The following is a 12,502-nucleotide window of genomic DNA, read 5'->3' on the forward strand; positions in this document are numbered from 1 at the left end:
CGGCTGCGTACGGGCCAGCCACACCGCTTCAGCTACACTCCCCTTCTTATGTTGACGACGCCATTGCATGAATCCTAACTACCTCGACTTCGAGCAACCCATCGCCGATCTGGAAGCAAAGATCCAGGAACTGCGCAAGGCCAGTACCGGGCCTGCGGTCAACGTGGAGACCGAAGTGCGTGCGCTGCGCGACAAGCTGCGCGTGCGCACCGCGCAGATCTTCCGCGATCTGTCGGCCTGGCAGGTTTCCCAGCTTGCGCGCCATCCGCAACGCCCGTATACGCTGGACTACATCAACACCATCTGCGACGAATTCCAGGAGCTGGCCGGCGACCGCGCCTATGCCGACGACAAGGCCATCGTCGGTGGCCTGGGCCGTATCGACGGCCGCCCGGTGGTGATCATCGGCCACCAGAAGGGCCGCGACACCAAGACCAAGGTGGCGCGCAACTTCGGGATGCCGCGCCCGGAGGGTTACCGCAAGGCGCTGCGCCTGATGAAGCTGGCCGAGCGCTTCCGGCTGCCGCTGCTGACCTTTATCGACACCCCCGGCGCCTACCCGGGCATCGGCGCCGAAGAGCGCGGCCAGTCCGAGGCGATTGCGCGCAATCTGCTGGAAATGGCCGAGCTGAAAATTCCGGTGATCTGCACCGTCATCGGCGAAGGCGGCTCCGGCGGCGCACTGGCGATCGGCGTGGGGGACCGCACCCTGATGCTGGAATACGGCACCTATTCGGTGATCTCGCCGGAAGGCTGCGCCTCGATCCTGTGGAAGGACGCCGGCAAAGCCAAGGACGCCGCCGAACAACTGGGACTGACCGCCCGCCGTCTGAAGGATCTCAGCCTAGTCGACAAGGTCATCCGCGAGCCCACCGGTGGCGCCCATCGCAATCCGCAGCAGATGGGCAAGCGGCTCAAGGCCGTGCTGCTCAACGAGCTCGACGCGCTGGAGAAGGTGCCACTGGAGACCTTGTTGCAGCAGCGCTATGAGCGCCTGCGCAGCTACGGCGCCTACGAAGGCCGCTGAGAATCCCACCATGGCCGCTCGCAGCCACTGATTCCCTGTATCGCGACGATCCCACCCTGCTGCTGGGCTTGGCGCAGGCGCAGTATTCGCTCCTGAAAAACCCCGGCCCCCAGTGACAGCGAGGACACCGCGGTGTCGATGGTGGCCTTGAGCCATTCCTCGCCCCCGGCCTCACCGATGGCAGCGCGAAAACGCCCGACCTGCATGGCATCGCAGGGCAGGCGCGGCGCATAGAACACCATGCCGCTGACGTGCTGCCAGACCACGTTCTCGGCCAAGCGCTGCACCCGTTCCTCGCCGCTGAGCTTGTCGGCGTGCTTCATGTACGCCAGGCTGGCCATCAGGCGTGGGCGACCAGCAGCGGCAATACCAACGCCGGCGACCTGCACCGAGGGACCGAACAGAGCGTCCTGCGCGCACCTTGCGGACAACGTGCAGCGCCAGAGCGGCTTGGATCTGCGCCCAGGGCAGCCGCCTGGCCAGCACTGCCAGCCGGTGGCGCGGATCGATCATTTCGGCCCATGGCGGGCGGAAGAAGTCGGCGTTCTGGGTGTGGACCATCGGCAAAACTCCAGGGAATCAGATGCTGATAGACCAAGTGGGGGGATCGGCGCCCCTGCTACCCTGTGTTCATGCCGGGTAGCGGGGTTTTGCAGGGACGACTCATTTGCTGATGAGCGATCACGGTGGGTCAGTTTGAGGTTGTTGCTGAGGTCGCCAGAAATCTTTATAATTAAACGGTTTTTGTGGTGCATATATTCCCGATTTACTCTTAAAGTCGGGCTTGCAGTAGCAATTGCCGTCACCTTGGTCACTAAATTGCGCGGGCATTTATAAAAATGGCCGCAGGACAAATTATTTATAATCCCATGAAAAACAGTTTCCTCGCTAACAGCCCATCGCCGCAGCCGTTGTTCCGCCCCCTACTCGCCTTCGCCGCGTTGACGGCGACGATGGGCACTGCTCTTACTGCTCACGCCCAGAGCGCGGGTGCCACCGCGCCATCGACCACCACTGCGTCGGCCAGCACGCTGCCCTCGGTGCGGGTACTCGGCGATTCCGACAGCGACTCCCGCCAAGTCGGCGACCGCTCAGAGATCACCCTCAACCCGCAGGCCCTGCCCACCACCGTGCAGCACATCGGTCAGGAAGACATCGCCAACACCAATGTCGGTCGCGACGTTTCGAATATCTTTCGCCGGGTGCCGGGGGTCCTGGCCAACAACATCGACCAGGGGGACACCGGCAACGGTTTCCGGATGCGCGGCTTCGCGACCCAGGGCACGCACGGAGCCGACACGGCCGTGTACGTGGATGGTGTTCCGCAGAACATCCCGTCGATCCAGAGCATCGCTAGCCACGGCGCGGTGTTCCTCGAATGGCTGCCGCCCGAGCTAATCGGCGGCATCGACGTCATCAAGGGCCCCGTCTCGGCACTCTATGGCGACCAGAACCGGGCCGGCGCGGTCGACATCCGTACCCGCGACGGCGGCGACGCGACCCCGTCGAGCGTGAGCGTCAGCGCGGAGCGCTACGGGCTCAGGCGCACGGCCCTGGTGCTGTCCAACAAGCTCTCGCAAGTCGACTCCCTCCTGGTTGCCGACCTGTCCCGCAACGATGGCTATCGCTATGCATCCAATACCGACCGGGAGAGCCTCTCCTGGAAGCTGTCCACGCAACAGGACAGCGGAAAATACAGCCTGCGCCTGACACGCTATGTGTCCGATTTCCAGGCCGCTGGCTACTTGGCGCTCTCCGACCTGCAGAAAGGCCTGGACCCGCGTTCGACCCAATTCAACAACCCGGGCTTCGGGGCCGCGCGGCGCACCAGCGTGGTCGTGAATCGGGCGCCGACAGCCGGCGAAGAGGGCTGGTACGCGACTGCCTACGGCGAGAGCCTCTACCGCCAGCGCGCCGTCGCGACGAGTGCAACCCGACATCTCCTGGGCGAGGACGACCGCGACATGTATGGCGCCCGCGTCTACCACAACACCGTCTTCGGCGACGCCAGCCTGGCGGTGGGAACGGAACTGCGCAAAGACTCGGGCAGCGCCTTCCGCCGCATCTACGTGAACCGGCTGCCGTCCGCGAACTACGCGAACGACGTCGACCTCGATTTGGTCACCTACGGCTTTTTCGCGCAGGGGCAGTGGAGGGCGACACGCGATCTCAAACTGAGCGCCGGCGCCCGGTACGACCGCTTCGACTACGACATCGCCAACCTGAAACTTCCGGCGGCCAGCACGGGGTACCGGAAAGGCGTCTTGACGCCCAAGCTGGGCGCTTCTTGGACGGTGCTGCCGCGGCTGGAGCTCTTCGCCAACGTCGCCGAGGGGATGCGGTCGCCGGCCACCGAGCAAATCAGCAGCAGCGGCGCGACCGGACCGCTCGGGGCGTCCGGCGGCGTCATCAGCCAGGTCAAGCCGAGCAAGGTGCGTTCCTACGACATGGGATTCACCGCGAATCCCACGACGGACGTGATGGTTTCGGGATCCGCCTACGACATCCTCAACAGCGACGAGATCGTCTCGCAGGCCGACGGCTCGTTCAGGTCAGTCGGCGATACCACGCGCAAGGGTGTGGAACTGGAGACGCGCTGGCAGCTCGGCACCGCATCAAGCGTGTATGCGAGCGTCGGCCGCATCCTGGAGGCCAAGGTCAACAATCCGGCCGCCAATACCGGTGCGAAGCTCTCCGTTCCCGGCGTGCAGTTCAAGGCCGGTGCCCAGCACAAGTTCGGCCTCGGCGCGGGCCAGATGACGCTCAATGCCGACGCCTACCTGATCGACGATATCCCCTACTACGTCGGTACACCCACGACGCAGGAGCGAACCATGCCACTCTACACACGCTACGACGTCAGGTCGACCTACGACTACGGTCCCGCCCAGTTCTCGCTGTACGCGACGTTCCAACCCCAACGTTACGGATCGGAAATCGCCTACGGCACGGCGGCAGGGCTGTTGGTTTCGCCGGTTCCGAAAACCACGGTCGGTGCCACGCTGCGTTATTTCTTCTGATGGGCGAGGACGCGACGCTTCAGGCGCGCAAGCTCACCGTTCGCCGGGGTGGCAAAGACACGCTCGTCGCGCTGGACTTGCGCATTCCCGCAGGCCGCGTGTATGCGCTCCTCGGCGGCAACGGTGCAGGGAAGACCACGACGCTGAACGCCTTTCTGGGCTTTGTTCCGGCATCGCAGGGCTGCGCTCTGGTGGACGGGATCGATGCGTCGCAGCACCCCGAAGCGGCGCGTGCGCGCCTGGCGTACTTGCCCGAAAACGTCGCGTTGTATCCCTATCTGTCAGGCGTGGAGAACCTGCGGTATTTCTGCGCGCTGTCGGAAATCGCGCTGACCAAGCCGCAGGCCAGGGCCCTGCTCGACGGCAGCGGCCTGGCCGGCGACGCGCACGACCGCCGGGTGGCGGTTTACTCCAAGGGCATGCGGCAAAAGGTCGGCCTGGCCATTGCCCGGGCCCGCAGGGCCACGGCGATGCTCCTCGACGAGCCGACCTCGGGCCTTGACCCGTCGGCATCCAACGAGTTCGCACAAGGCATCCTTGCAGCCAAGGCAGGGGGCATGGCCATTTTGATGGCGACGCACGATCTCTTCAACGCGCTCCAGGTCGCCGACCATATCGGCATCCTGTGCGAGGGTCGGTTGGTCGCAGAGTTCGAAACCGCAGATGTCGCCCACGCCGAACTCGAGCGCATCTACCTGGCGCATGCGCGGGGCACGCCGGAAGCGATGGCGCGATGATGGCCTCGATCGCGCGCAAGGAAACGCTGGCACTGCTCCGGGACGGTCGGCTGTGGAGCCTGGGCCTGACGTTGGCGCTGCTCTTCATCGCGATGCTGTTCACGGCAGTCGATCGGCGCGACAAGGCCGAACAGGAGCGCAGCGCGGTAGAACATGCGGTCCGCGACCAGTGGGACCACCAGGGCGACAAGAACCCGCACCGCGCTGCCCATTTCGGCCTCTATGCGTTCAAGCCCAGGAGCGCACTTTCGAGCGTAGAACCGGGCGTGGATGCACAGACAGGCCAGGCCCTGTGGCTGGAGCCGCACAAGCGCAACATGGCGATGTTCACGCCTGCGGCCGATGCAGCGCCCGCGCTGGGACTGGGTGCCTTCACGCCCGCCTTCGTTCTGCTCGCGCTGGTGCCGCTGCTCATCGCGGTATTGGGGCACAGCACCGTAACGCAAGAGCGCGAACTCGGCACGCTGCGCATGTTGCATGCCTGTGGCGCACGCGCGACCCCGTTGCTTCTGGGCAAGTGGCTGGGGTTGTGTGCCGGATTGGCCCTGGTGCTCGCCCCGGCCCTGATTGTGGGTGCCTGGGGCATGATGGCGGACCCGCGTGGCATGGCGGCGGCGGCGTCCCTTGGTGCAGCCCTCTTGCCCTATTACGCGACCTGGGCCGCGGGCACTGTGCTCGTCTCGGCTTTTTGCACCAGCTCCCGCGCGGCGCTGCTGGTCATGATCGCGTTCTGGATCGCGGCTGTCTTCATCGTTCCCCGGTTGGCGGCATCGTGGGTGGAGCACATCGCCCCCCTCCCGACGGGCGAACAATTCTGGTCGGGAATCCACGACAGTATCGAGAAGGGTCTGCCCGGAGACGGCGCAGCCGCAGCGCGGCTCGGAGCTTTCGATGCACACCTGCTGGCCGAATACCGGGTGGCCCGCCTCGAAGACCTGCCGTTTGGCGCGAACGCCAAACGGCGCCTGTTCCGCGATGCGTATTCGAACAAGGTCCACGCGCTGCGGTTTAAGGAACTCGAAGATGCGCAATTGGCACAGCAAGGCCTTCTACGGTGGTGCACGGTCTTGAGCCCCTACGCCGCGATGCGGTCCGTGGCCAGCGCGCTGGCCGGCACCGACCTGGCGCACCGCCAGCATTTCGAGGAATCGGCCGAAGCGTACCGGCAGCAGTTCACTACTCGGATGGACGAATGGGATCTGGCCGCGACCCGCGGCGTCACCTCGCTCGAAGACAAATACGCCGGCAACTTGCAGTGGCAGGCGATCCCGCCCTGGCGGTACGCAGACCCCGGCTTGGGATGTTCCCTGCGTGCGGTCGTTGCTGACGGCGCCGTGCTGGCGGCATGGTTCATGGCGGCCGTCAGCGCGCTGTGGCTGGGTTCACGCAGACTCGACCCATGCAGCTGATCCCGTCCCGGCACTACTGGCGCGCGGAAGGTTCGAAGCTGTGGCGACAGCCCGTGGCGTGGATGGCGCTGATCGCCTTGTTTGCGGTTCTGCTGGCCTCGGCCGTCTGCGCAGGGCTCGACGCGCGCGCATGGCGCTCTGCCGCCGCGCTGGATGCAGCAGCAAGAGCCGCCGCGATCAACTCCGCAACGGCGCAGTTGAAAACCCCGCCGGGCCCCGCCGCCGCGATTGCCGCTTACGAGCTGGGCCGCGGCGAGCTCGGTGTCACGCGCATACCAGTTCAGGCAGGCCTGGGCCTGGGCGTGCAGCGGCTCTCGGTGCTGCCAACGCGCTTGAAGGCTTCGCTCGACAACCGGTTGATCGAATCGCCAGACCTGGGACCTCTGCGCAATCCTCTTTTGAACGACACTGGCCTGCCCGGCGTACCGGCCATGGTCGCGCTGCTCCTGCCGCTCGTGGCGCTCGTGCTGTGCAGCGGCCTCCTGCAAGAAGAGCGGGAGCACGGTCGCCTCGGCCTGCTACGCGTGCAATCGATGCACGGGATGTGGCCCCTGGTGGCTGCGGCGCTGGGTTGGCGTTGCTTCTGCATCTGGGCCGTCACGGCGCTGGCCACGCTCCCGGCACTGCTGCTGGACCCGGGCTCGAACGCGCCTGTGATGCTGGCCTGGATCGGCGCACTGGCCGTATTCACGTTGGTGTGGGTCGTGCTCGGTGGATGCCTATCGTGGTTACCTGTCTCCGGCGCAAGCAGCATGCTGGCCGCGCTGGGCCTCTGGCTTACCTTGACCTTCGCAGTGCCCGCTGCGCTGGCGCTGGCGGCAGAACGCGCCGCGCCGATGCCCTCCCGGCTGCTGTCCATCGTGCGGATCCGCGCGGCCCAGCAGGAAAGCGAAGCGCATGAACAAGACCTGGCGAAAGCCTGGTACGCGGCACACCCCGGCGTGCAGGCACCGGCGATCGCGGTTTGGCCCGCGACCTTCGTTGCACGTGCGCTGAGCCAGGAAGCGGCACTCGGACCGCTCGCGCGTTCGTTCGATGCCTGCCGCGCCGAGCAGGCCGCCTTCGTGACGCGGTGGTCTTGGACGTCGCCGGGTCTGGCCCTGGTGCTGTGGGGCGAATTTCTTGCTGGCACCGACGCTGCGAGCTATCTCCGGTATCGCGACCAGGTAGACGCATTCGAGCAGCGGTGGCGACAATTTTTCATGCCTGCCGTCATGGACCGGCGGGGCCTTTCGGCGGAGGACTTGAAAAAGTTGCCGGCGTTCGGGCCTGAGCATTGAGTGGAACGCATCGGCAAGGGCAAGGCACGTCAACCGTACGCGTTTGGCGTCAAGGTCGGCATTACGGTGACGGCCTGCGAGGGATGGGGGGTGGATGCGCCTCGCTTCCCCGGCAATCCGTGCGACGGCGATCCCCTGGCCGAGCAACTGGAGCAGACACGCATGCTGCTGCAGGACGTCAATGTCGTACCGAACGTGGCGCTCGTGGACCTGGGCTATCGGGGGCGCGAAGTCGATGGGGTGCAGGTCCTGCATCGTGGTAAGGCCAAGACGCTGACGCGCCGGCAGTGGCGCTGGATCAAGCGACGGCAAGCGGTGGAACCGGTGATCGGTCAACTGAAACACGACTGCCGGCTGTGCCGTTGCCGACTCAAAGGCGCCCAGGGCGATGCACTGCACGTGCTCAGCTGCGCAGCCGGCGACAACCTGCGTTGGTTGATGCGCTGGATCGCGTTTTTGCGTGCCTGGATGCATTCCATGTCGTGGCCATCCTTGGGCGCCGTGGACCGAGTACAGCTTCGATCGCACCGTGCCGGCGCACGTCAATCGCCTGCCGGACGCCGAGCCGCCAGCGCGGAGTTTCGCCCTGGTAATTGCCGACCAAGTGTTCCCTTACCTACGCCATCGATGCGAACTGGACGCGATCGAAGCGCTGGTAATGCCCCATGGCTTGCTCGGACTGCAGCTCCCGCTGCCGCGCGAGGTCCCCGCCGAGCAAGATGCGGCCGATCCGACCTGGGCGCAATGCGCGTTCTATCCGTGGGAGAGCCTGCGTCGGCTGATGCTGCAATGGGGAAGGCCAGCCGTCGGCCGGCTCCTGGTTGCTGTTCAAGCGCAACGCCGGCGTGTCCGAGGCGATGACCCGCATCAACCGGCGCGAAGGCGACGGCTTCCTGCGTCATGCCGACGGCTTCCTCAGCGACACCGACGTGATCTTGCCGCTGGACGCCCACGATGGGGTGCTTGGATCGCGCGCTGCGCTGCCTGCATGTCGGCGTCCAGCCGCCCTCCCACGCCGACTGGCTGCAGCACCACTGCCGCTGTCGCAGGCGATGGCCGCGCTGGACACCCCAGACGAGCCGGGGTGACCAGCCGGCAGCGTCATCACGAGCCGCACGCGCTGTACGTGGAGGCGACCCGCTGAGCGGCACCGCCGGCCGCTCGCTCAAAACGGTTTGGCCAGCACCAGCCAGATCACCGCCACCAGCAGGATGACCGGCAATTCGTTGAACCAGCGCAGCGCCCGCCCACTGGGCACGGGACAACCATGTTCCACGCCCTTCAACCAGCGGCCGGACACGCTGTAGTGCGCAAGGATCAGTGCGACCGCCGCGAGCTTGGCGTGCAACCAACCGCCCGCGACCATGGTCGGAAAATCCGGGATGAAGCGGAAGCCTTGCCACAACACCGCCCCCAACAACAGCGCCAGGCCCAGCATGCTGTGGCCGAAGCCATACAGCCGCCGTCCCATCAGCACCAGCCGCGCACGCACGCCGGCATCGTCGCCGGCCTCGGCGATGTTGATCAGGATCCGTGGCAGGTAGAACACCGCCGCCATCCAGGCAATGACGAACAGCAGGTGGAAGGTCTTGATCCACAGGTACAAGGTCATGCGCTGGCTCCGCTGGCTCGCGTAGGATGATCGGTAGTTTCCCCGATTCGCGTGCACGATGGCACGCAGCTGCATGCCCACATCCGATGCCAAGCAGTACGACGCCGCCTATTTTCAACGCTGGTATCGCCACGCCGGGCTAGCCGACCCGGCACGCCTGCGACGCAAGGTCGCACTGGCAGTGGCGCAGGCGGAGTACTACCTGGAGCGCCCTATCCGCAGCGTGCTGGACATTGGCTGCGGCGAAGCCGCCTGGCGGGCGCCGCTGCTGGCACTGCGTCCACGCATCAGTTACCTGGGTTTCGACAGCAGCGCCTATAGCGTGCAGCGTTATGGACGCAGCCGGCAGATCCACCCTGCCCGCTTCGGCGACTTCGCCTGGTTGCGCCCCTGCGCGCCGGTGGATCTGCTGATCTGCGCCGACCTGCTGCATTACCTGCCCACGCGCGAGTTCAACCAGGGCTTGCCGGGCCTGGCCGAGTTGTGCGGCGGCGTGGCCTTCCTGGAAACCTTTGCCCAGGAAGACGCCTTCGAGGGCGACCATGAAGGCTTCCAGGCGCGACCGGCGCACTGGTACCAGCGGCGTCTGACCAGCGTCGGCTTCGCCGCACTTGGGTCGCACTGTTGGCTGTCGCCGCAGTTGGCCGGTGACGCGGCCGCGCTGGAACGCAGCTGACCGGGCGTCACAGCGTGCGATGGTAGAGGTCGGTCCATCCACGACCGCGACGACCGGACCGAACCGGACGCTTGGCACAGTTCGCCTGACCGACTCCACCCTTGGCAGCCCCATTAAGGTGCAAATGCACCAAAACCAGTATGCTGCGTGGCAGCAAAACCGCACGGATGGGTGGAATGCTTTATCAACTGCATGAGCTGACGCGCAATCTGCTAGCTCCCTGGGTGCATCAGGCCCAGGCCAACGCCAAGATGTTTTCCGACCGGGACAGCTTGTGGGCGTCGCTCCCGGGCGCCGAGCGCATGGCCGCCAGCAACGAGGTGTTCCACCGTCTGGGCAAGGAATACGAAAAGCCCGCCTGGGCGCTCGACGATGTCGAGGTCGATGGCCATTCGCTACCCATCATCGAGCGCGAAGTGCTGAGCAAGCCGTTCTGCCGGCTGCTGCGCTTCAAGCGTTTCAGCGACCACGTCGAACTGATCGGCAAGATGAAAGAGCAGCCCGCCGTGCTGGTGGTTGCGCCATTGTCCGGTCACCACGCCACGCTGCTACGCGACACCGTGCGCACCCTGCTGCGCAACCACAAGGTCTATGTGACCGACTGGGTGGACGCGCGCATGGTGCCCCTGGAAGCCGGCGCGTTTCGGCTTGAGGACTACATCACCTACATCCAGGAGTTCATCCGCCATATCGGCGCCGAGCGTCTGCATGTGGTGAGCGTGTGTCAGCCCACCGTGCCGGTGTTGGCAGCGGTGTCGCTGATGGCGAGCAACGACGAACCCACGCCGCGCTCGCTGGTGATGATGGGCGGGCCGATCGATGCGCGTCGCAGCCCCACCCAGGTCAACGACCTGGCCACCGAAAACGGCATCGAGTGGTTCCAGAACAACCTGATCCACACCGTGCCGTTCCCGTATCCGGGCCATGGCCGCCGGGTGTATCCGGGCTTCCTGCAGCACGCCGGTTTCCTGTCGATGAACCCCAACCGGCACGTGATGTCGCACTGGGATTTCTACACCGATCTGGTCAAGGGCGACCTGCAGGATGCGCAGGCGCATCGGCAGTTCTACGACGAATACAACGCCGTGCTCGACATGCCGGCCGAGTATTACCTGGACACGATTCGCGTGGTGTTTCAGGAGTTTTTGCTGCCGCAGGGCAAGTGGAAAGTGCATGGCCAACTGGTCACGCCGTCGGCGATCCGCAACACCGCGTTGCTGAGCATCGAAGGCGAACTGGACGATATCGCCGGCCTCGGGCAGACCGAGGCGGTGCACGACCTGTGCACCGGCATCGACGCCGCGCATCGTCGCCATTTGGTGGTGGAAGGCGCCGGTCACTACGGCATCTTCAGCGGACGTCGTTGGCGCGAAGTGGTGTACCCGCAGGTACGCGAATTCATCGCCCGCTACGACGCGGACCCGGTCGGCAGCCGTGACCCGGCCACCGTGACGCCGATCCGCAAGCGCAGTAAACGTGCCTGATCCAAGAGCGGCTAACAAAACGACTGCGCTCACCGCCAGGCGGGCGCGGCCGGTGCTCGGAATCGGCGTGTACCACGCGTCCACTGCGGTTCTGAGCGCGCCGTCCGCGCCCACCTGACCGCTGCTCGCGACGTTGTGTTAGCCGCTCCAAGTAATAATGAAATCCGCGGCACAGCCGGGGATTTTTTTATTGTGCTCTACGTGCAGCCGCTCAGGGAAGGTCACGTACGGCGGCAAACGCCGCCATCAACGCTGCGCATACCTGTCGCATCCCGTACGTTCATGAGCTTGCAACCTTTGGGTTACAGCCGTTCTGCGGCGTTACTACAGTCGGCATCCCCCATGCCGATAACTTTCGACCAGGGGTTTTCAGTTTCGATAGGGCAACACGATGCAAATGACACGCTTGGCGCAGCCGGCCATGGCCGATACTTCCGTTGGTGCCACACGGCGCCTGTGACTTGCGATAGGGTTGGCGCTGTCGGGCCTTGGCCTGGCACAGGTGCAGCCGGCGCCGACCAATGCCGAGCAGGCCGTGGCCGAGCCGGTGAAGGTGCCGGTCACCCCCGCATCGGCCACCGCCAAGGGCTACTCGCTCGAAGCGCAGGGTTGGGGCGCCAAGCAGGGTGGCAACATGTGGCAGGTGCGCTGGGCCGAAGACTGGTCGTATCTGAAGGACCCGTCCAAGCGCAAAATCCCGTTCGATCCGCCCAAGTACATCCCGCTCAACGAAGACGGCGATGTGTATGTGTCGCTCAGCAACGAGCTGCGCGTGCGCAGCAACACCCTCACCAATCCGGGCCTGGTTCCCGGTCGCCATTCGCAGCAGCAATATCTGCTGCGCGCTTTCTTCGGCGCGGATTTCCATGTCGGCGAGCACTTCCGTCTGTACACGGAGTTGGCGCACGGCAGCCTGGATGGACGCAACGAAGGTACCAAGTCGCCCCTGCAAAACCCCGCGACCCCGCATGAACACAGGGTTTGCGGCGTTACAGCAGGGGCGCCGATCCCTCACAATTGGTCTATCAGCATCTGATTCCTGGGAGTTTTACCAATGGCCCACACCCAGAACGCCGACTTCTTCCGCCAGCCCTTGGCCGAGATGATCGATCCGCGCCACCCGCTGGCGGTGCTGGCCCGTCGGCTGCCCTGGGCGCAGATCGAGGCGGTGTTGGCGCCGCATTTCGCTCGCAAGGTGCGCGCAGGTCGCGCGGTGGCGCAACACGATCTGTTCGGCCCCTCGGTGCAAGTGGCCGG

General features: G+C 65.4%; 8 protein-coding genes, 1 other RNA gene and 5 pseudogenes. 12 read left to right on the forward strand and 2 right to left on the reverse strand.

All coding sequences use genetic code 11. From position 1 onward, the window contains the following. The first annotated feature begins 67 nt into the window (after positions 1 to 67). The gene (locus WJW29_RS11590; RefSeq protein WP_011258685.1) at positions 68 to 1,027 is read left to right on the forward strand and encodes an acetyl-CoA carboxylase carboxyltransferase subunit alpha; all 960 of its coding nucleotides are present in this window, start codon (positions 68 to 70) and stop codon (positions 1,025 to 1,027) included. Positions 1,028 to 1,137: 110 nt separating this feature from the next. Here the strand turns inward: WJW29_RS11590 and WJW29_RS11595 are convergent. Next, positions 1,138 to 1,588: pseudogene (locus tag WJW29_RS11595) on the reverse strand (transposase); the annotation flags it as partial. Between the two features lie 308 nt (positions 1,589 to 1,896). Here WJW29_RS11595 and WJW29_RS11600 point away from each other — a divergent pair. From WJW29_RS11600 to WJW29_RS11625, 6 genes and pseudogenes are all read left to right on the forward strand, one after another. Then, positions 1,897 to 4,047 (forward strand): TonB-dependent receptor, encoded by a 2,151-nt coding sequence (locus tag WJW29_RS11600; RefSeq protein ID WP_113014035.1) that lies wholly within the window; start codon positions 1,897 to 1,899, stop codon positions 4,045 to 4,047. Further along, on the forward strand, positions 4,047 to 4,784 hold the full coding sequence (locus WJW29_RS11605) for an ABC transporter ATP-binding protein (RefSeq protein ID WP_011258682.1): 738 nt from the start codon (positions 4,047 to 4,049) through the stop codon (positions 4,782 to 4,784). Before WJW29_RS11600 ends, WJW29_RS11605 begins: the two co-directional genes overlap by 1 nt. Continuing rightward, on the forward strand, positions 4,781 to 6,193 hold the full coding sequence (locus tag WJW29_RS11610) for a DUF3526 domain-containing protein (RefSeq protein ID WP_011258681.1): 1,413 nt from the start codon (positions 4,781 to 4,783) through the stop codon (positions 6,191 to 6,193). Before WJW29_RS11605 ends, WJW29_RS11610 begins: the two co-directional genes overlap by 4 nt. Then, positions 6,184 to 7,011 (forward strand): annotated as a pseudogene (locus tag WJW29_RS11615) (ABC transporter permease subunit); the annotation flags it as partial. The gene WJW29_RS11610 and the pseudogene WJW29_RS11615, both read left to right, overlap by 10 nt. A gap of 18 nt (positions 7,012 to 7,029) precedes the next feature. Beyond that, positions 7,030 to 7,944 (forward strand): annotated as a pseudogene (locus tag WJW29_RS11620) (DUF3526 domain-containing protein); the annotation flags it as partial. Between the two features lie 350 nt (positions 7,945 to 8,294). After that, positions 8,295 to 8,561: a hypothetical protein gene (locus WJW29_RS11625; protein WP_012445196.1), complete on the forward strand. Its 267-nt coding sequence runs from the start codon at positions 8,295 to 8,297 to the stop codon at positions 8,559 to 8,561. 77 nt (positions 8,562 to 8,638) lie between these two features. Here WJW29_RS11625 and WJW29_RS11630 read toward each other — a convergent pair whose 3' ends face one another. Further along, positions 8,639 to 9,085, reverse strand: coding sequence for a CopD family protein (locus tag WJW29_RS11630; RefSeq protein WP_011408317.1), 447 nt, complete (start codon positions 9,083 to 9,085; stop codon positions 8,639 to 8,641). 73 nt (positions 9,086 to 9,158) lie between these two features. Between WJW29_RS11630 and WJW29_RS11635 the strand changes: the two genes are divergently transcribed. The 5 genes and pseudogenes from WJW29_RS11635 to WJW29_RS11655 all read left to right on the forward strand — a co-directional run. Further along, positions 9,159 to 9,761 carry a class I SAM-dependent methyltransferase gene (locus tag WJW29_RS11635; protein WP_011408316.1) on the forward strand — a complete coding sequence of 201 codons (603 nt, stop codon included), beginning with the start codon at positions 9,159 to 9,161 and terminating at the stop codon, positions 9,759 to 9,761. Positions 9,762 to 9,901: 140 nt separating this feature from the next. Further along, the gene (locus WJW29_RS11640) at positions 9,902 to 11,245 is read left to right on the forward strand and encodes a polyhydroxyalkanoate depolymerase (protein WP_012445197.1); all 1,344 of its coding nucleotides are present in this window, start codon (positions 9,902 to 9,904) and stop codon (positions 11,243 to 11,245) included. A 67-nt stretch (positions 11,246 to 11,312) separates the two neighbouring features. After that, positions 11,313 to 11,389: non-coding RNA, sX9 sRNA (locus WJW29_RS11645), on the forward strand. Positions 11,390 to 11,711: 322 nt separating this feature from the next. Beyond that, positions 11,712 to 12,188 (forward strand): annotated as a pseudogene (locus WJW29_RS11650) (hypothetical protein); the annotation flags it as partial. Between the two features lie 111 nt (positions 12,189 to 12,299). Continuing rightward, positions 12,300 to 12,502 (forward strand): annotated as a pseudogene (locus WJW29_RS11655) (IS5/IS1182 family transposase); the annotation flags it as partial.

This window comes from Xanthomonas sp. JL1 (assembly GCF_038405005.1).

Coding starts and splice junctions, on each gene's coding strand:
- WJW29_RS11630 (WP_011408317.1), bottom strand. CDS start 9,085: ATGACCTTGTACCTGTGGATCAAGACCTTCCACCTGCTGTTCGTCATT.
- WJW29_RS11635 (WP_011408316.1), top strand. CDS start 9,159: ATGCCCACATCCGATGCCAAGCAGTACGACGCCGCCTATTTTCAACGC.
- WJW29_RS11640 (WP_012445197.1), top strand. CDS start 9,902: ATGCTGCGTGGCAGCAAAACCGCACGGATGGGTGGAATGCTTTATCAA.
- WJW29_RS11610 (WP_011258681.1), top strand. CDS start 4,781: ATGATGGCCTCGATCGCGCGCAAGGAAACGCTGGCACTGCTCCGGGAC.
- WJW29_RS11600 (WP_113014035.1), top strand. CDS start 1,897: ATGAAAAACAGTTTCCTCGCTAACAGCCCATCGCCGCAGCCGTTGTTC.
- WJW29_RS11590 (WP_011258685.1), top strand. CDS start 68: ATGAATCCTAACTACCTCGACTTCGAGCAACCCATCGCCGATCTGGAA.
- WJW29_RS11605 (WP_011258682.1), top strand. CDS start 4,047: ATGGGCGAGGACGCGACGCTTCAGGCGCGCAAGCTCACCGTTCGCCGG.